The 17,544-nt window shown below is 68.7% G+C and carries 17 protein-coding genes; 10 read left to right on the plus strand and 7 right to left on the minus strand.

Annotated elements, in window-relative coordinates:
- Window positions 1-52 precede the first annotated feature (52 nt).
- Window positions 53-1,360 carry a solute carrier family 23 protein gene (locus tag BUB20358_RS14315; RefSeq protein WP_006763184.1) on the plus strand — a complete coding sequence of 436 codons (1,308 nt, stop codon included), beginning with the start codon at window positions 53-55 and terminating at the stop codon, window positions 1,358-1,360.
- A 181-nt stretch (window positions 1,361-1,541) separates the two neighbouring features.
- On the opposite strand, the gene BUB20358_RS14320 is transcribed toward BUB20358_RS14315, so the two are convergent.
- Window positions 1,542-2,426 carry a transcriptional regulator GcvA gene (locus tag BUB20358_RS14320; protein WP_006763186.1) on the minus strand — a complete coding sequence of 295 codons (885 nt, stop codon included), beginning with the start codon at window positions 2,424-2,426 and terminating at the stop codon, window positions 1,542-1,544.
- A 96-nt stretch (window positions 2,427-2,522) separates the two neighbouring features.
- Between BUB20358_RS14320 and BUB20358_RS14325 the strand changes: the two genes are divergently transcribed.
- Together BUB20358_RS14325 and BUB20358_RS14330 are read left to right on the plus strand one after the other, a co-directional pair.
- Window positions 2,523-3,131: a chromate transporter gene (locus tag BUB20358_RS14325; RefSeq protein WP_035971588.1), complete on the plus strand. Its 609-nt coding sequence runs from the start codon at window positions 2,523-2,525 to the stop codon at window positions 3,129-3,131.
- Window positions 3,128-3,655 carry a chromate transporter gene (locus BUB20358_RS14330; protein WP_006763187.1) on the plus strand — a complete coding sequence of 176 codons (528 nt, stop codon included), beginning with the start codon at window positions 3,128-3,130 and terminating at the stop codon, window positions 3,653-3,655. The genes BUB20358_RS14325 and BUB20358_RS14330 overlap by 4 nt, the downstream gene beginning before the upstream one ends.
- A 24-nt stretch (window positions 3,656-3,679) precedes the next feature.
- On the opposite strand, the gene BUB20358_RS14335 is transcribed toward BUB20358_RS14330, so the two are convergent.
- On the minus strand, window positions 3,680-4,018 hold the full coding sequence (locus tag BUB20358_RS14335) for a hypothetical protein (protein ID WP_035971591.1): 339 nt from the start codon (window positions 4,016-4,018) through the stop codon (window positions 3,680-3,682).
- 294 nt (window positions 4,019-4,312) lie between these two features.
- Between BUB20358_RS14335 and BUB20358_RS14340 the strand changes: the two genes are divergently transcribed.
- From BUB20358_RS14340 to BUB20358_RS14370, 7 genes are all read left to right on the plus strand, one after another.
- Entirely contained in the window at window positions 4,313-5,080 is a 768-nt protein-coding gene (locus tag BUB20358_RS14340) for a YoaK family protein (RefSeq protein ID WP_006763189.1), read from the plus strand.
- A 317-nt stretch (window positions 5,081-5,397) separates the two neighbouring features.
- Window positions 5,398-6,519 (plus strand): porin, encoded by a 1,122-nt coding sequence (locus tag BUB20358_RS14345; protein ID WP_006763190.1) that lies wholly within the window; start codon window positions 5,398-5,400, stop codon window positions 6,517-6,519.
- Window positions 6,520-6,859: 340 nt separating this feature from the next.
- A complete protein-coding gene (locus BUB20358_RS14350; protein ID WP_035973245.1) occupies window positions 6,860-7,087 on the plus strand; it encodes a hypothetical protein in 228 nt (75 codons plus the stop codon).
- Window positions 7,088-7,329: 242 nt separating this feature from the next.
- Entirely contained in the window at window positions 7,330-8,685 is a 1,356-nt protein-coding gene (gor, locus tag BUB20358_RS14355; RefSeq protein ID WP_006763192.1) for a glutathione-disulfide reductase, read from the plus strand.
- A gap of 469 nt (window positions 8,686-9,154) precedes the next feature.
- Complete coding sequence (locus BUB20358_RS14360) at window positions 9,155-9,832, plus strand: CsgG/HfaB family protein (RefSeq protein ID WP_006763193.1); 678 nt, start codon at window positions 9,155-9,157, stop codon at window positions 9,830-9,832.
- Window positions 9,833-9,913: 81 nt separating this feature from the next.
- A complete protein-coding gene (locus BUB20358_RS14365) occupies window positions 9,914-10,357 on the plus strand; it encodes a DUF4810 domain-containing protein (protein ID WP_006763194.1) in 444 nt (147 codons plus the stop codon).
- A 10-nt stretch (window positions 10,358-10,367) separates the two neighbouring features.
- Window positions 10,368-11,033, plus strand: a complete 666-nt coding sequence (locus BUB20358_RS14370) for a DUF799 domain-containing protein (protein ID WP_006763195.1) — start codon at window positions 10,368-10,370, stop codon at window positions 11,031-11,033.
- Window positions 11,034-11,270: 237 nt separating this feature from the next.
- Here BUB20358_RS14370 and BUB20358_RS14375 read toward each other — a convergent pair whose 3' ends face one another.
- From BUB20358_RS14375 to BUB20358_RS14395, 5 genes are all read right to left on the minus strand, one after another.
- Window positions 11,271-12,572, minus strand: a complete 1,302-nt coding sequence (locus tag BUB20358_RS14375) for an NAD(P)/FAD-dependent oxidoreductase (protein ID WP_006763196.1) — start codon at window positions 12,570-12,572, stop codon at window positions 11,271-11,273.
- Window positions 12,573-12,597: 25 nt separating this feature from the next.
- Window positions 12,598-13,902, minus strand: a complete 1,305-nt coding sequence (locus tag BUB20358_RS14380) for an NAD(P)/FAD-dependent oxidoreductase (protein ID WP_035973246.1) — start codon at window positions 13,900-13,902, stop codon at window positions 12,598-12,600.
- 109 nt (window positions 13,903-14,011) lie between these two features.
- The gene (locus BUB20358_RS14385) at window positions 14,012-15,586 is read right to left on the minus strand and encodes a DUF3138 family protein (RefSeq protein ID WP_035971594.1); all 1,575 of its coding nucleotides are present in this window, start codon (window positions 15,584-15,586) and stop codon (window positions 14,012-14,014) included.
- A gap of 107 nt (window positions 15,587-15,693) precedes the next feature.
- Window positions 15,694-16,533, minus strand: coding sequence for an ABC transporter permease subunit (locus tag BUB20358_RS14390; protein WP_006763198.1), 840 nt, complete (start codon window positions 16,531-16,533; stop codon window positions 15,694-15,696).
- A complete protein-coding gene (locus tag BUB20358_RS14395; protein WP_006763199.1) occupies window positions 16,530-17,534 on the minus strand; it encodes an ABC transporter permease subunit in 1,005 nt (334 codons plus the stop codon). The genes BUB20358_RS14390 and BUB20358_RS14395 overlap by 4 nt, the downstream gene beginning before the upstream one ends.
- Window positions 17,535-17,544: the final 10 nt, after the last annotated feature.

Genomic DNA, 17,544 nt, shown 5'->3' on the forward strand with positions numbered 1-17,544 from the left:
TTGCAGGCCGGCGCACCCTCTGCCGCCGGCGACCGACAGGAGCCCTTTCCCCATGTCCGATTCCTACTTCCCGCGCTGGCGGGTGCAACCGGCCGGCGCGGCATCGCGCGTAGTCGGCCCCGACGAGCGCCTGCCGTGGCCGCAGATGATCGCGATGGGCGTGCAGCACGTGGTCGCGATGTTCGGCTCGACCGTGCTCGCGCCGCTGCTGATGGGCTTCGATCCGAACCTGTGCATCTTCATGTCCGGCATCGGCACGCTGCTGTTCTTCGCGCTGGTCGGCGGCCGCGTGCCGAGCTACCTCGGCTCGAGCTTCGCGTTCATCGGCCTCGTGATCGCGGTGACCGGCTACGGCGGCAGCGGCCCGAATCCGAACATCCCGGTCGCGCTCGGCGGGATCGTCGCGTGCGGCGTCGTGTACGTCGCGCTCGGCGCCCTCGTATCGGCGATCGGCACGCGCTGGATCGAGACGCTGATGCCGCCCGTCGTCACCGGCGCAGTGGTCGCGGTGATCGGGCTGAACCTCGCGCCGATCGCGGTGAAGGGCGTGTCGGCGTCGACGTTCGATTCGGCGATGGCGCTCGTCACCGTGCTGTGCGTGGGCGGCGTCGCGGTGTTCGCGCGCGGGACGATGCAGCGGCTGCTGATCCTCGTCGGCCTCGCGATCGCGTATGCGATCTATGCGGTCGCGACGAACGGGCTCGGGCTCGGCAAGCCGATCGACTTCGCGATCGTCGCGCATGCCGCGTGGTTCGGCGTGCCGACGTTCCGCACACCGGTGTTCGATCCGCACGCGATGCTGATGCTCGCGCCGGTCGCCGTGATCCTGGTCGCGGAGAACCTCGGCCACATCAAGGCGGTCAGCGCGATGACGGGCCACAACCTCGACCGCTACGTCGGCCGCGCGTTCATCGGCGACGGGCTCGCGACGATCGTGTCCGGCGGCGTCGGCGGCACCGGCGTCACGACCTATGCGGAAAACATCGGCGTGATGGCCGTCACGCGGATCTACTCGACGCTCGTGTTCGTGGTCGCCGCGCTGATCGCGATCGCGCTCGGCTTCTCGCCGAAGTTCGGCGCGGTGATCCAGACGATTCCCGGCCCCGTGCTCGGCGGCGTGTCGATCGTCGTGTTCGGGCTGATCGCGGTCACGGGCGCGCGGATCTGGGTCGTCAACAAGGTCGACTTCTCGGACAACCGCAACCTGATCGTCGCGGCCGTCACGCTGGTGCTCGGCGCCGGCGACTTCTCGCTGAAGATCGGCGGCTTCGGGCTCGGCGGGATCGGCACCGCGACGTTCGGCGCAATCCTGCTGTACGCGATCCTGCGCAAGGAAAAGGAGCCGGGGCCGGTCGTCTGACCGAACGGCGGGCGGTGTGGCAGCGCCAGGCAGTGACGGCGGCGCGTTGTCCGCCGCGTCCGCCGCCACATCGCCACATCGCCACATCGCCGCACCGCCGCACCGCCACATCGCCGCACCGCCGCACCGCCGCACCGCCGCGTCTACCCCGTTCACCTCGTTCACCGCGTTCACCGCCGCATCACGCGCCGGTGTTCGCCTGCGCCTGCAGCCACGCGCAGAACTGCGCGACCAGCGGATCGTCGGCCGGCGCGTGCCGCGTGATCCACCAGTAGCTGCGCGTCGCGATGCGCGGCCCGTCCAGCGGCATCACGAGCCGGCCGCTCGCGAGTTCGTCGTCGATCAGCGGCAGCGGGCCGAGCGCGACGCCCAGGCCGTCGACGGCCGCCTGCAGCGCGAGATAGAAGTGGTCGAACGACTGCCGCTTGCGCGCCTTCATCGTCACGCCGGCCGCCGCGAACCAGTCGCGCCAGCCTTCCGGCCGCGTATCCGAATGCAGCAGCACATGCCGCGCGAGATCGTCCGCGCGCGTGATCGGCGCACGCCTGAGCAGCGCGGGGCTGCACACCGGAATCACGCTTTCGTCGAGAAAGTGGCCGCTCGTGCCGTTCGGCCAGTGGCCGGGGCCGCGGCGGATCGCGACGTCGAAGCCGTCCAGCGCGTCGAGCGGCGCGTTCGACGTCGACAGCTTCAGCTCGACGTTCGGCACGTCGCGCTGAAACCGCGACAGACGCGGCAGCAGCCATTTCATCGCGAAGGTCGGCAGCGCGTTGATGCGCAGCACGCGCGCGGCGCCCGTGTTGCGTAGCTGCTCGGTCGCGAGCGCGATGCTGTCGAACGCGGCGCGCACCGTGTCCAGATAGCGGCGGCCTTCGTCGGTGAGCTTCACGCGCTTGCCGTAACGGTGGAACACCGGCTTGCCGAGCCACGCCTCGAAGCCGGCGATCTGCCGGCTGATGGCACCATGAGTCACATGCAGCTCGTCGCCTGCGGCGCTGAAGCTTTCATGTCGTGCCGCGGCTTCAAAGGCCCGAAGCGCGGAAAAGGGCGGGAGATCGCGAGCCATGCTTGTGATTCTAGATCACAAGAGGGCGCCGATAAAATCGTTTTGCGGCGATGCCGGACGGCGGTAATCTCGGCAGACCATTCGATGAGGGATCCCATGCAATCCATGTCCGCGCCGCCTGCCGGTTCGCCGCGCAACGTCGGCCTCGCCGCGCTGTTCGTTGGCTTCCTGTCGCTCGGGCTGATGTCGTTCGGCGGTGCGCTGCCGTTCGCGCGGCGCACGATCGTCGACGAGCGCAAGTGGCTGTCTGCCGACGAATTCACCGATCTGCTCGGGCTGTGCCAGTTTCTGCCGGGCGGCAACGTGATCAACCTGTCGGTCGCGGTCGGCATGCGCTTTCGCGGCGTCGCCGGTGCGCTGGCCGGCATTCTCGGGCTGATCGCGGGCCCAACGCTCGTCGTCGTCGGCCTCGGCGTGCTGTATGCGAAGACGCAGGACGACCCGCGCGTGCAGCATCTGTTCGCCGGGCTCGCGGCGGCTGCGGCCGGGCTGCTCGCCGCGATGGCCGTGAAGGTCGCGAAGCCGCTGCGGCACGCGCGTGCGGCGGCCGGCATCGCGGCGCTCGCGTTCGTCGCGATCGCGGTGCTGCGCATTCCGCTGCTGACGACGATGCTCGTGCTGACGCCGGTCAGCATCTGGCTCGCGTCGCGACGCCGCGACGTACGCACGTCGCCGGCGGCCGCACGCGACGGAGGTCGGCCGTGAACGACACGCTGATCGCGCTCGGGACGATCTTCAGCCAGCTGTCGCTGCTCGCATTCGGCGGCGGCAACACGATCCTGCCGGAGATGCAGCGGCAGGTGGTCGACGTCCATCACTGGATGAGCGCGCACGAGTTCAGCGCACTGTTCGCGCTCGCGCAGGCGGCGCCCGGACCGAACATGATGATCGTGTCGCTGGTCGGCTGGCACGTGGCCGGCTGGCCCGGGTTGCTGGTCGCGTCGCTCGCGAAGTTCGGGCCGTCGTCGGTCGTCACGGTGCTCGCGTTGCACGCATGGGAGCGCTTTCGCGATCGGCCGTGGCGGCGCTACGTGCAGCAGGGGATGATGCCGGTGACGGCCGGGCTCGTCGCGGCGAGCGCCGTGCTGATCGCGCACGCGTCGAACCATACGGCGATCCAGTGGGGCATCACGGCTGCGTGCGCGGTGCTCGCGTACCGCACGCGCATCCATCCGCTGTGGCTGCTCGCCGGCGGCGCGCTGCTCGGGCTCACCGGCATCGGCCAGTGAGCGCGCGCGGACGCGGAAGCCGCGCTACTGCGACGCCGGGCGGTCGCCGTTCACGACGCCGAGCAGCCGGCCGCGTTCGCTGCCGACGTCGTCCGCCGCGGCCGGCCAGTCGATCACGTAGCCGGCTTCGAGCGCGTCGCGCATGATCGTTCCGTAGTCGGCCTTCGCAAGCCGGCCGCCGCGCAATGCGTCGGCGACTTCGCGCTTCAGCTTCGGCGTGAACGACGGATACGCGGCCGCGAGCGCCGCGTACTGACGCGCGTCGATCTCGCCCGACTCGCGGTTGAGCGCCCACCCGGCCACCAGCACGATCGCGACGAACGGGATGGCGGTGTAGCGCAGGAAGAACTTCGCTGGCGTCATTCGATGCTCGGTGAAAAGGGCGCACGGCCGGCGACGCGAAACGGCGCCGGTATACTCGGCCGGATCTTCGGTGGCGAAGGCCGCGGCAACGCCGTGTCGCGAAACGCGCGACGCCGCGCTTTCCGGCCGGCCGCGATGCGCGTCGCGTACGCGCGCCGACGCCGCGCATTATAGGGGCGCCGCCGGCGGACATGCGCCGCCGGCGGCGCCGGGGCCACGCGGCGCACGCCGCGACGGCCGAACTCCGCGCGGGCCGCTCGATGCGGCCGGCCCGCGCATCACAGGGGAGGATCGATGGATCTCGACGGCGCGAGCCGCAACCTGACCGTCGCCGCGCTGCTGACGCTGTCCGGCGGCTATCTCGACGCGTATACGTACGTCGGCCACGGCCACGTATTCGCGAATACGATGACCGGCAACGTCGCATTGCTCGGCATCAATCTGTCGGCCGGCGACTGGGTCGCTGCGCTGCATCACGTGCCGCCGCTCGTCGGCTTCGTGATCGCGGTGTTCGTCGCGCACGTGCTCGGTCTGGCCGCGCAGCGCGGCTGGGTGCGGCATACCGCGTTCGTGAGCCTGATCGTCGAGATCGCGTTTCTCGGCGTGGCGGCGGCCGGCGCCGTCGGCGCGTCGAGCGCGTGGCTGATTCCGGGCATCTCGTTCGTCGCGACGCTGCAGACGCTGTCGTTCACGCATGTGGAGGAGCTGTCGTACACGTCGGTGATGACGACCGGCAATCTGCGGCGCGCCGCGCAGAAGCTGTTCGTCGGACTGATTCCGCGTTACGACGCGCCCGCGCTGCACGACTCGGCGCTGCTCGCGACGATCAGCTTCTGCTTTCTCGCCGGTGCGGTGATCGGCGGCTTCGCGACGCGCATCGCGCCGCAGATCGCGTTGTGGGGCGCCGTGCTGCTGCTCGCGCTCGCGTTTGCCGAAATCGTGCGGCGCGCGCGGGGCGCCGGCGGCAACATTGGCACCGGCGGTATTACCAGCAACAGCGGCAGTGCCAACAGCGCCAACAGCCCCAACACCACCGCCGCCGACGCTTCGCGGCCGGCCTGACGGGCCGCTTCCGCTCGCCGCAGCCGCCGCCGCGCGCGTGCCGATCCGGTCCGTGCGCACGTCCCGAACCCTTACGCCGCCGCCCATCGTTGCCGCACCGCGGCAAACCGCATCGCCCGCGCCGCACGCAAGCCCGGCGCGGCAAACGTTGCTCGCGGGCGACAATCGCGCGGCTCCCGCGCGTTTCAATTTCTTTCAGCGCGCGCACTGGTCTTATGATTCAGCCCACATCGCGCGCGCCAAGAGCGCGCGCGATCGCCACCCGGCTGCGCACGCGGCCGGCAATGAACGGAGACACCAACAAACAAGGAAAGCTCATGAAGCAGACCATCCGGCTCGCAGCCATCGCAGGGGGCGCCGCCCTGGCCTTCGCCAGCCAGCACGCGGCGGCGCAAAGCTCGGTCACGCTGTGGGGCGTCGCCGACGTCAGCGTGCGGTACCTGACCAACGCGAACGCGAACAACGACGGCCTCCTGTCGATGACCAACGGCGCGATCACGAACAGCCGCTTCGGCATCTACGGCACCGAAGATCTCGGCGGCGGCCTGAAGGCGCTGTTCAACCTCGAAAGCGGCGTGAACCTGCAGAACGGCGCGTTCGCCGACAGCGGCCGCCTGTTCAACCGCGCCGCATATGTCGGCCTGCAGAGCCCGTACGGCACGGTCACGCTCGGCCGCCAGAGGACGCCGCTGTTCGACCTGCTCGCGGACACGTACGATCCGCTGACGGTCGGCAACTACCTCGAGAACGCGTGGCTGCCGGTCGCGCTCGGCGGCGGCCTGTATGCGGACAACCAGATCAAGTACACGGGCAAGTTCGCGGGCCTGACCGCGAAGGCGATGTACTCGACGGGCACGAACTACGAATCGACCGGCCCCGGCGGCTTCTCCGGCCAGATTCCGGGCTCGCTCGGCAAGGGCAACGCGTGGGGTGTGTCGCTGTCGTACGTGATGGGGCCGCTCAGCATCGCGGCCGGTGCGCAGCAGAACAGCGACAACTCCGCACGCAAGCAGACGATCTACCACGCGAACGTCGTCTATGCGTTCAGCAAGGCGAAGGTCTACGCGGGCTACCTGCGCTCGAAGGACGACACGGGCTTCGTCGACAGCCTGCTCGCGCAGCAGACGATTCCGGTCGCGAAGGGCACCGGCCGGATCGACGACGGTCCGTTCGCGGGCGTGAGCTGGCAGGTCAGCACGCCGCTGACGCTGACGGGCGCGTTCTACTACGACCACATGCGCAACGCGATGACCGCGAACGGCACGCTCGCGAGCGGCAACCGCTATGCGATCGTCGGCATCGCCGAGTACGCGTTGAGCAAGCGCACGGAGATCTACGGCACGATCGACTTCAACAAGACGAACGGCGCGGCGAACGTCGAGCTGCCGGGTCGCAGCAACCAGACCGGCATCGCGATCGGCCTGCGCAACATCTTCTGACGAACGCCGGATCGCATGCGCCGGCGCTTCGCGCGGCGCGCATCGAAGAGGCTCCGCACGGAGCCTCTTTTTTTTCGTCGGCCGACGCTCGCATGCGTGCGACGATTCGGCCTGCGCGTCGTCGCGAGCGACGGCGCGTCGTAAGCGATCGGTCGGCGTCCCCAAACATACTTTGACAGTGCGCGCACGGGCTTTCGGCTACGCTGCGTGCACTGTCGTCGCGTGCCGCAAGCGCGGCCGCGCCGGCGCGTAACTTCTGTATCCGGCGATGACAAACGCGGTCTGCCGGTTTTTTTCATGTGACGATGCTCGTCACGATTTTTCCGGGAAGGGGATGGCGATGGGAATCCTGAACACCGTGGGTGAAATTGCCGGCGCCGTGGCGGCCGTCGAGGCAGCGGAGAAGGTCGATCCGGATGCGGGCCTGCTGACGAAGGCGGCTGCAGCCGTTGCGGGCTTCAAGGGCGCCGAGGCGCTCGAAGCACGGCTCGAGAAGAACGAAGGCCAGCCCGAACAGGCGGCCGACGACACGCAGGCGACCGACGGCGGCGACGCGTCGCAGGCATGAGCATGGCGGCCGGCCCGGCCGCGCGTGCGCTTCGCGCGCGACGGCGGGCCGGTGCCGCGCGGCCGGCAGGCCGGGCATGCGCTCGATCGGTGACGCATGACCGAACCGGCGGCCGGTTTGATCGGCGAGAGGCGACGTCTCTCGCCGTTTTTTATCGTGCGTGCGCGGCATCGCGCGACGCGCCGCACGAATTCCCGAATCTTGCTATCGTGCCGTCATCCGAATTGCGATGAGGGCATCCGATGGATTTCGACTACGACCTTTTCGTCATCGGGGCCGGCTCGGGCGGCGTGAGACTGGCCCGGATGTCGGCTTCGTACGGCGCGCGCGTCGGCATTGCCGAGGAAGAGCAGATCGGCGGCACGTGCGTGCTGCGCGGCTGCGTGCCGAAGAAGCTGCTGGTCTATGCGTCGCACTATCCGCACGACGTCGAGGACGCGAAGGGCTTCGGCTGGACCTTCGGCGCCGGCACGCTCGACTGGCCGGCGCTGATCGCCGCGAAGGACCGCGAGATCAATCGGCTGAGCGACATCTACGTGAATCTGCTGCGTCAATCCGGCGTGGACATGCATGCGGGACGCGCGACGCTCGTCGATGCGCATACGGTCGCCGTCGGCGATCGCCGGTTCCGCGCGCGCCACATCGCGATCGCGACCGGCTCGCGCCCGTCGCTGCCGCCGCGGCCCGGCATCGAGCATGCGATCACGTCGCGCGAGGCGCTGTCGCTTCCCGCGCTGCCCGAGCGCATCGCGGTGGTCGGCGGCGGCTATATCGCGGTCGAGTTCGCGGGCATCTTCAACGGATTCGGCAGCCGCGTCGACCTGTTCTATCGCGGCGACACGATCCTGCGCGGCTTCGACGACGACGTGCGGCAGTTCCTGTCCGACGAGATGACGAAGCAGGGCGTCGCGATCCATTGCCGTGCGGTGATCGACGCGATCGAGCGCGCGGACGACGGCACGTTGAGCGTGCGCGTCGGCGATGCGCGGCACGGGCCGTACGACGCGGTGCTGTACGCGACCGGCCGCGTACCGAACGTCGAAGGGCTCGGGCTCGAGCAGGCCGGCGTCGTGCTCGACGCGCGCGGTGCGATCGCGGTCGATGCGTATTCGGCGACGTCGGTCGAATCGATCCATGCGATCGGCGACGTGACGTCGCGTCCGCAGCTCACGCCGGTGGCGACGCGCGACGGCGCGCTGCTCGCGATGACGCTGTTCGGCGGCCGGCGCGTCGCGACCGACCACGAGTGGGTGCCGTCGGCGGTATTCAGTCAGCCGGAGGTCGCGACCGTCGGCCTCACCGAAGCGCACGCGCGCGACCTGCACGGCGAAGTGGACGTCTACCGCACGTCGTTCAAGGCGCTGCGCCACTCGCTGTCGGGCCGCGACGAGCGCACGCTGATGAAGCTCGTCGTCGCGCGCGACAGCCAGCGCGTGGTCGGCGCGCACATGGTCGGCCGCGACGCGGGCGAGATCATCCAGGGGATTGCGATCGCGATTCGCGCGGGCGCGACCAAAGCGCAGTTCGACGAAACGATCGGCATTCATCCGACCGCGGCCGAGGAGTTCGTGACGATGCGCCAGAAAGTGAACGACTAGCGGTGCCGGCGCGCCGGCTCGTCGGCCGGCGCGCCGCCGCGGCTTCATGGCCGCACGGCTGCTGCGCGTTTTCCGTACCGCGCACCGCGGGCGCGTGTGGCGAATACGCCGCAAACCCGCGCATCGTTTTGCCGATTGCCCGTCTCGATAAAGAGGTTTGGTATGATCGCGCCAAAGCATATACGGGGCCAAGCATGCGCGATCAACAGCGCACTGAACAGAACAATGGGGTAACCGGCGCGCGCCACGCTGTCGATCGTCGCGCCGCCTGTCCGTCTCTCGCCGCAACACGTCCGTTGCGCGCACTTTCCCTCCGAATACCGACGTCGTCCGCACGGCGATGAACCGGCTCGCGCGCGTCGCTTCGGCGCGCGCGAGCCGCTCCGTACCGCGATCCCGCCGATCGCCGGTCCGCCGGCGATTCGGCACGCCCGTCCCGGGCACACTTTCCACGCAAGGAGACCCAGCAGTGAATACTCAGACACGACGCACCGTGGTCGTCGCGGCGCTGGTCGCCGCAGCGCTGTCCGGCTGCGCGACCGAATCGTCGCGCACGCTCGACGTGCCGGCCGTCAGCAGCGCGCAGAAGCCGTACGCCGGCAAGCCCGTCGCGATCGCCGTCGGCAAGTTCGACAACCGTTCGAGCTACATGCGCGGCATCTTCTCGGACGGCATCGACCGTCTCGGCGGACAGGCGAAGACGATCCTCGTCACGCGCCTGCAGCAGAGCCACCGCTTCAACGTGCTCGATCGCGAGAACCTCGACGAGATCAAGCAGGAAGCGGGCTTCCTGAAGAAGGCGCAGGCGGTGAAGGGCGCGAACTACGTGGTGACCGGCGACGTGACCGAGTTCGGCCGCAAGGACGTCGGCGACCACCAGCTGTTCGGCATTCTCGGCCGCGGCAAGACGCAGGTCGCGTACGCGAAGGTCAACCTGAACATCGTCGACACGACGACGTCGGAAGTCGTCGCATCGAGCCAGGGCGCCGGCGAGTTCAGCCTGTCGAACCGCGAGGTGATCGGCTTCGGCGGCACGGCCGGCTACGACTCGACGCTCAACGGCAAGGTGCTCGATCTCGCGATCCAGGAGGCCGTGAACCACCTCGTCGACCAGGTCGACGCCGGTGCGCTGAAGGTCGCGAAGTAAGCCGCCGAACGACATGCCGCAGCGCGCGCCGGGCCGGCGCCGCGCTCGACCGATTCACCACGACATCGAAGAGAAAAGACCATGAAACGGGGTAACTGGCTGCCGGCGACGGCCGCCGTCTTGCTGCTTGCCGGCTGCGCGAACACCACGCCGCCGCTTTATCAGTGGACCGGCTATCAGCCGCAGGTATACGAATACTTCAAGGGGCAGAAGTCGCCGCAGGAGCAGATCGACGCGCTCGAAAAGGCGCTGCAGGAGATCCGCGGGAAGGGCCACATGCCGCCGCCGGGCTTCCATGCGCATCTCGGAATGCTGTATGCGAGCATCGGCAGCGAGCAGCAGGCCGAACAGGAATTGCAGGCGGAGAAGCAGCTGTTTCCGGAATCGTCGACGTACATGGATTTCCTGCTGAAGAAGAAAACCGGCGAGCCGAAGGCCGCGGATCAGAAGACGGCCGACCAGAACGGCGCCGCGCAGACGGTCGCTGGTCAGAAGAACGCCGATTCGACCACCGCCAAACAGTGACGCGCCTGCCATGTTCAAGACTCTTTCATTCAAGCTGATGTCCGTGCTGTCGATCGTCGCGCTGCTGAGCGCGTGCGCGCAGCCGGTGAAACGCCCCAACTACACCGCGTTCAAGAAGAGCCAGCCGCGCTCGATCCTGGTGCTGCCGCCGATCAACGAAACGTCCGACGTTGCGGCGACCTACGGGATGCTGTCGCAGATGACGCTGCCGCTCGCCGAGTCGGGCTACTACGTGGTGCCGGTCGCGGTGATGGACGAGACGTTCAAGCAGAACGGCCTGACCAATCCGACGGAGATCCAGCAGACGTCGCCCGCGAAGCTGCGCGAGATCTTCGGCGCGGACGCCGCGCTGTACTCGAAGGTGTCGCAGTACGGCACCGTCTACCGGGTGCTTGCGAGCGCAACGGTCGTGTCGGCATCGGCGAAGCTCGTCGATCTGCGCACCGGCGACGTGCTGTGGCAGGGCCGCGCGAGCGCGAGCAGCGACGAAGGCGGCAACAACGGCGGCGGCGGGCTGATCGGCATGCTCGTGACGGCCGCGGTCAAGCAGATCGCGAACACGCTGATGGACCAGAGCCACAACGTCGCGGGAGTCACGAGCGGCCGGCTGCTGTCGGCCGGCCCGCCGAACGGCCTGCTGTACGGGCCGCATTCGCCGAAGTACGGAACCGACTGATCGGCGCAATGCCGGCTCCGCCCGCGCGGCCGCGACGCGAACGCGTTCAGCTGCCCGCAGCGCGAAGCCGGCGCGTTCCGGGATGTCCGACGAGACGGCCGCGCGCAAGCGCGGCCGTTTTGCGTTCGGCGTTTTGCGTTGGGCGTTGCGTTCGGCGTTCGGCGTTGCGCGTTTCGCATTCCGCGTTGCTCGTTGCTCGTTGCGCGTTGCTCGTTGCGCGTGCGGCGCCCGCGCCGCTCAATGCACGCCGAACGCGTCGAGCAGCCGATACCAGCTCATCGCGAGCACGAGCGCCGGCGTGCGCAGCGCCGCGCCGCCCGGAAAGTCGCGGTGACGGATCTTGCCGAACAGGTCGAAGCGGCTCGCCTGTCCGTCGATCGCATCAGCGATCAATTGGCCCGCGAGCGCGGTCGTGTTCACGCCGTGCCCGGAAAACCCCTGCGCGAAATACATCGTCGGCGCGACGCGCCCGAAATGCGGCGCGCGGTTCATCGTGATGTCGACGAAGCCGCCCCATGCGTAGTCGATCTTCACGTCCGCGAGCTGCGGGAACGTCTTCAGCATGTCGTTGCGCATCGCGGCCGCGAGGTTGCGCGGCGGCCGCGTCGAATAGCTGACCTTGCCGCCCCACACGAGCCGCGTGTCGGGCGCCGGCCGGAAATAATCGAGCACGAAGCGGCTGTCGCAGATCGCCGCGCGCGCGGGCATCAGCGCGGCGGCGCGCGCCTCGCCGAGCGGCGCCGTCGCGATCACGTAGGTGCCGACCGGCATGATCTTCTTCGCGAGCGCGGGTGCGAGCGAGCCGACGTACGTATTGCACGCGAGCACGACGAAGCGTGCGCGCACGTGGCCGCCGGCCGTTTCGACGACGTGGCCGCCCGCGACGTCGCGCACGCGCGTCGCGCAGCTGTCCTCGTGGATGCGCACGCCCGCCGCGGTCGCCGCACGCGCGAGGCCGAGCGTGTAGTTCAGCGGATGAAGATGGCCGCTGTCCGGATCGTACAGGCCGCCGCGATAGCGCGACGACTGCACGTAGCCGCTAAGCTCGTTCTCGTCGACGAATCGAAAGCGGTCGTAGCCGAAGCGTGTCGCGGCGTCGTCGCGCCAGCGCTTCAGCGAATCGGCATCGCGGCCGGTGTTCGCGGCGGTCAGATAGCCGGGGACGAACGCGCAGTCGATCGCGTGCTTCGCGATGCGCGACTTCACGAGCGCGAGCGCTTCGAGTCCCATGTCCCAGACCCGCTTCACGTCGTCGGCCGGCATGAACTGCGCAAACGTGTCGATGCCGCACGCGAACCCGCCGATCAGCTGGCCGCCGTTGCGGCCGCTCGCCGCCCATCCGACCCGCGACGCGTCGAGCACGACCACCGAATGGCCGCGCTCGGCGAGATTCAGCGCGGCGGACAGCCCGGTGAGGCCGGCGCCGATCACGCACACGTCCGCATCGGCAGCACCGGCGAGCGGCGCATGGCGCGTCGTATCGTTGACGGTCGCCGCGTAGTACGACGCGGCGTGGGGTTGATTCGCGAATGTCTGCATGATGTCGAGAACGAAGTGGACGGGCTCAGAACAGCGCGCGCACGCGGTGATACAGCATCCCGAGTTCGAGCGCCGGCTGCCGCCACGCGTCGCCGCCCGGAAAGCGGCGGTGACGCAGCCGGGCGAACAGGTCGAACGCGCGCGTGTCGCCCGCGATCGCGCCGGCGACCGCGCGCCCCGCAATGCCGGTGAGCGCGACGCCGTGGCCGCTGAAGCCCTGCACGTAGAAGAAGTTCGGATCGATCGCGCCGAAGTCCGGCGCGCGGTTGCGCGTGACGTCGACGAAGCCGCCCCACGCATGCGCGACGCGCACGTCCGCGAGCTGCGGGAACACGCGCACCATCCGCCGCCGGATCGTTTCGGCGAGCTCGGCCGGCGACGCACCGGCCGAGCTCGCGCGGCCACCGAACAGCATCCGGTGATCGGAGGAGAGCCGGAAGTAGTCGAGGAAGAAGTTGTTGTCGCACACGGCTTCGCGTTGCGCGATCAGCGCATCGGCGCGCGCACGGCCGAGCGGTTCGGTCGCGACGATATACGATGCGACCGGCGCGATGCGCGCGGCGGTCGACGCGGGCAGCACGCCGCCCGGCCCCGCGTTGCAGCACGACACGACGAAGCGGCAGCGCACTTCGCCCGACGGCGTGCGCACGACCGGCCGCGCGCCGCGCTCGACCGCGAGCGCCGGCGTGTGCGCGTACAGCGCGACGCCTTCGCGGCGTGCGGCGTCGGCGAGGCCCAGACAATACTTGAGCGGATGCAGGTGGCCCGACAGCGGATCGTAGACGCCGGCGAGATAGCGCGTCGACGCGATGCGTGCGCGTATCGCGCCGGTGTCGAGCCATGCGAGCGACGGATGTCCCCAGCGCGACGTCGCGGCGTCCATCCACGCGCGCAGATCGGCGACGCGGCGCGGCTTCGTCGCGACCGTCAGATAGCCGCGCGTGAAGTCGCAGTCGATCGCGTAGCGCGCGATCCGTTCGGCGATCAGCGCGACGCCGTCAAGCGACAGCGACCATGCGGCGCGCGCACCGTCGGCGCCGAGCTGCCGCTCGATCTCGCCGTCCTTCGCGAAGCCGGTGATCGCCTGTCCGCCGTTGCGGCCCGATGCGCCCCAGCCGGGACGATGCGCGTCGATCGCCGCGACCGACAGCCCGCGCGCGCGGCAGTCGAGCGCCGTCGACAGGCCCGCGAAGCCCGCGCCGATCACGCACACGTCGACGTCGATCGCGTCGTCGAGCACGCGATCGTCGACCGGCGGCCGCACGGCGGTCGCTTCGTAATACGAGTCGCGCGCGAGCGTGTCCGCGCGGCGGCTGAACGATTGCATCATCGAACGGGCTCCATCGGATGCGGCCGGATGCCGATGCGCGCCGCGCATGCCCCCGGCCGGATAAACACGCGGCGCGCCGCCTGCATCGTGCGGCGCGCTGTACTGCACGTCAGAACGAATAGATGAACTGCGTCGCGAGCAGGTCGTTGGACTTGCCGTACGACCCGTCGTTGCGCAGGAACACCTTGTTGTTCGCCCAGTCGTGCCGGTATTCGACCTTCACGGTGATCTGCTGGGTCGGATAGAACAGCAGGTCGAGCGCGACGTCCTGACGGACCGCGCCCTTGCAGTCGAAGCCGAGGCCGCCGTTCGCCTTCGACGTCGCGAGGCAGTCCGCATCGACGCCGAAGCCGTTGTACGGATCCATCCCGTTGCCGTTCAGCGCGATGCCGCCGCCACCGCCGCCGTTCTTGCGGTTCACGAGCGCATCGTAGCGCAGCGTCACGCCCATGCGGCCGACCACCGGCGCATTGAACTTGCGGTGCGCGAGCAGCGACAGCCCGTACCATTGCGCGAGCCCGCCGTTGTACGCCGCATGCTGTTGCTGGCCGTAGTCGAGCTCGGCGTTGTACTGCACGTCCGCGAGCGTGTAGGTCGCGTCGACTTCGCCGAAGAAGAACGTGCCGTAGCCGCTTGGCGCGGCGCCGCCCGGACCGTAGTGGACGACGCCGTCCGCATCGATTGCGCTCGCGAGCGTCTGCCGGCCGATGTTGAACGAGCCGCCGATGTCGAGCGCGCTCGACCACGTGTAGTCCGCGCGCGCGGTGAAGGTCGGCACCTTGTTGCTGGTCGTGATCGGATCGCCGAGCGCGTTGGTGCCCGTCTGCGTGACCGAGCCGTACGTGCGGTACTGCTCGTTGCCGACGAAGAACTTCCACGCCCAGTTGCCCTTCGTGTAGTTCGCGCCCGCGCCGACGTAGCTGCCCGGATCGGAGAAGTCGTACAGCAGGTTGTGCGTGAGCGTCAGCATCTGGTTCGACTGCTGCACTTCGTAGCCGCCGAAGCTCGGGATCAGGCCGGCGACGAGCGTCGTCGTCGCGCTGATCGGCACGTTGACGACCGCCGTATTCAGCAGGTTGTCGGTGATCGAGCCGCGCGAATTCTGCAGCAGCGTGATCCCGTTGCCGCGGTTCGGCATCAGCGTGATCTCGGCCGACGGCGCCATCGGGCCGACGCCGAACGTCTTCTTGATGTCGAGGTACAGATCGCCGAACGTGCTGTTGAAGTAGTTGTACGCGTTCTCGTGGTTCGCGAACAGGAACGACGACGTGCCGGCCGCGCGGTTGTAGATGTAGGTCGGATCGATGTAGCCGGTCACCGACAGGCCCGCGAGCGGCCCGGTGTTCGCCGCGTCGGTCAGCGAGTCGACCTTCAGCTGCTGGTTCGCGATCTGCTGCTTCATCTCGCTCACTTCGTCGTTGGTCAGCGCGGCCTGCGCGCGGCCGTAATCCGGCGACGACGGATCGGCCGCGACGACGGCCGGCCTGGCCGGGCCCGCGGCGCCGGTCTGCGCGACGGGCGCGCCGCCCGATTGCGCGGCGAGCTGCGCCTGCATCGCCTTCATCTGTTTCTGCAGCGCGGCAACCTGCGCCTGCAGCGCCTTGATCTCGGCGGACGTCGAGCCGGCCAGCGCGATGCCCGGCAACGCGCCGGCCACCAGCAGGCAGATCAGTTTCTTCTTCATTGCGGATTCTCCTTGTCGTGCGGCTGTCAAAATGCGTTTCGGATCGCACGCCGCGCCGGGCGGCGCGCGATCGCTGTCGTCATCGGTACGGGAAGCGGCGCGGCGCTTCAGGCGGTCGCGAACGCCTGTTTCATGTCGGCCGCGCGGCGGCGTTCGCGCGCGATCATCATCCGGTTCACGCCGATCACGCCGATCGTCACCGCGGTGATGAACAGCGTCGCGAGCGCGTTCATCTCGGGGTTCAGGCCGAGGCGCACGCGCGAGAACACGACGAGCGGCAGCGTCGTCGAGCCGGGCCCGGACAGGAAGGCCGACAGCACCAGATCGTCGATCGACAGCGTGAACGACAGCAGCCAGCCCGACAGCAGCGCCTGCGAGATCAGCGGCAGCGTGACGACGAAGAACACCTTCAGCGGCGTCGCACCGAGATCGAGCGCCGCTTCTTCGAGCGACTTGTTCATCTCCTTCACGCGCGACTGCACGATGATCGCCACGTACGACACGCAGAGCATCACGTGGCCGATCCAGATCGTCACCATCCCGCGGCCCTTCGGCCAGCCGAACATCTGCTCGAGCGCGACGAACAGCAGCAGCAGCGAGATGCCCTGGATCACCTCCGGGATCACGAGCGGCGCGTTGATCATCCCGGTGTACAGCGTGAAGCCGCGAAAGCGCCCGAAGCGCGCGAGCACGAAGCCGGCCCACGTGCCGATCGCGACCGACGCGGTGGCCGTCAGCAGCCCGATCTTCAGCGACAGCCACGCGGCCGCGAGCAACTCGTCGTCCTGCCACAGCGCCGCATACCACTTCAGCGAGAAGCCCGACCACACCGTGACCAGCTTCGACTCGTTGAACGAGTACACGACGAGGCTGATGATCGGGATGTACAGAAACAGGAAGCCGAAGGCGAGAACGCCCGTCGACAGCGGTTTGCTCGGCTTGATCATTTCGCTTCCTCCAGTTCCTTGACCTGGTAGTACTGGAACAGCGCCATCGGCACGAGCAGCAGCAGCACCATCGCGACCGTCACCGCGGACGCCATCGGCCAGTCCATGTTGTTGAAGAACTCGTCCCACATCACGCGGCCGATCATCAGCGTGTCGGCGCCGCCGAGCAGCTCCGGAATCACGTATTCGCCGACGGCCGGAATGAACACCAGCAGGCTGCCGGCGATGATGCCGTTCTTCGACAGCGGCAGCGTGATCCGCGTGAACGCGACCCACGGCTTCGCGCCGAGGTCGTACGCGGCTTCGAGCAGCGTGAGGTCCATCTTCACGAGGTGCGCGTACAGCGGCATCACCATGAACGGCAGGTACGAATAGACCATTCCGATATAGACGCCCGCGTCGCTGTGATAGAGCCGCAGCGGCGAGTGGATGACGCCGAGCGCGATCAGCGCGTGGTTCAGCAGACCGTCGTCCTTCAGGATCCCGATCCACGCGTACACGCGGATCAGGAACGACGTCCAGAACGGCAGCATCACGGCCATCATCAGCACGTTGCGCGTGCCGGGCTCCGCGCGCGCGATGTAGTACGCCATCGGATAGCCGATCAGCAGACACAGCACCGTCGAAACCGCGGCCATCTTCAGCGAGCTCAGATAGGTCGCGACGTACAGGTCGTCCTGCAGCAGGAACGCGTAGTGCGACAGCTGCAGCGCGAAGTGCACGACGCCGTCCTTGAACTGCACGAGCGACGTGTACGGCGGAATGCCCATCACCTGGTCGGCGAAGCTGATCTTCAGCACCAGCACGAACGGCAGCGCGAAGAAGATCGCGAGCCACAGGAACGGCACGCCGATCGCGACGCTGCGGCCCGACGGCAGAAAGCGCGCGAGCGACGCGAAGCGGCGCGCGCGCGGCGTGACGGTGGAAGAAGCCGCGGCGGACGTCGCGGCGATCGCGCCGGTCGATACCGGCGCGGAGCGGGTGGAAGCGGACGTTCTCATCGCGTCGCCC

Source organism: Burkholderia dolosa, from assembly GCF_902499135.1.
Taxonomy (GTDB): domain Bacteria; phylum Pseudomonadota; class Gammaproteobacteria; order Burkholderiales; family Burkholderiaceae; genus Burkholderia; species Burkholderia dolosa.

Excerpts from the sequence above, each read along its gene's own strand:
- BUB20358_RS14315 (WP_006763184.1), top strand. The coding sequence starts at position 53 with ATGTCCGATTCCTACTTCCCGCGCTGGCGGGTGCAACCGGCCGGCGCG.
- BUB20358_RS14320 (WP_006763186.1), bottom strand. The coding sequence starts at position 2,426 with ATGGCTCGCGATCTCCCGCCCTTTTCCGCGCTTCGGGCCTTTGAAGCC.
- BUB20358_RS14325 (WP_035971588.1), top strand. The coding sequence starts at position 2,523 with ATGCAATCCATGTCCGCGCCGCCTGCCGGTTCGCCGCGCAACGTCGGC.
- BUB20358_RS14335 (WP_035971591.1), bottom strand. The coding sequence starts at position 4,018 with ATGACGCCAGCGAAGTTCTTCCTGCGCTACACCGCCATCCCGTTCGTC.
- BUB20358_RS14340 (WP_006763189.1), top strand. The coding sequence starts at position 4,313 with ATGGATCTCGACGGCGCGAGCCGCAACCTGACCGTCGCCGCGCTGCTG.
- BUB20358_RS14345 (WP_006763190.1), top strand. The coding sequence starts at position 5,398 with ATGAAGCAGACCATCCGGCTCGCAGCCATCGCAGGGGGCGCCGCCCTG.
- BUB20358_RS14350 (WP_035973245.1), top strand. The coding sequence starts at position 6,860 with ATGGGAATCCTGAACACCGTGGGTGAAATTGCCGGCGCCGTGGCGGCC.
- gor (WP_006763192.1), top strand. The coding sequence starts at position 7,330 with ATGGATTTCGACTACGACCTTTTCGTCATCGGGGCCGGCTCGGGCGGC.
- BUB20358_RS14365 (WP_006763194.1), top strand. The coding sequence starts at position 9,914 with ATGAAACGGGGTAACTGGCTGCCGGCGACGGCCGCCGTCTTGCTGCTT.
- BUB20358_RS14370 (WP_006763195.1), top strand. The coding sequence starts at position 10,368 with ATGTTCAAGACTCTTTCATTCAAGCTGATGTCCGTGCTGTCGATCGTC.
- BUB20358_RS14375 (WP_006763196.1), bottom strand. The coding sequence starts at position 12,572 with ATGCAGACATTCGCGAATCAACCCCACGCCGCGTCGTACTACGCGGCG.
- BUB20358_RS14380 (WP_035973246.1), bottom strand. The coding sequence starts at position 13,902 with ATGATGCAATCGTTCAGCCGCCGCGCGGACACGCTCGCGCGCGACTCG.
- BUB20358_RS14385 (WP_035971594.1), bottom strand. The coding sequence starts at position 15,586 with ATGAAGAAGAAACTGATCTGCCTGCTGGTGGCCGGCGCGTTGCCGGGC.
- BUB20358_RS14390 (WP_006763198.1), bottom strand. The coding sequence starts at position 16,533 with ATGATCAAGCCGAGCAAACCGCTGTCGACGGGCGTTCTCGCCTTCGGC.
- BUB20358_RS14395 (WP_006763199.1), bottom strand. The coding sequence starts at position 17,534 with ATGAGAACGTCCGCTTCCACCCGCTCCGCGCCGGTATCGACCGGCGCG.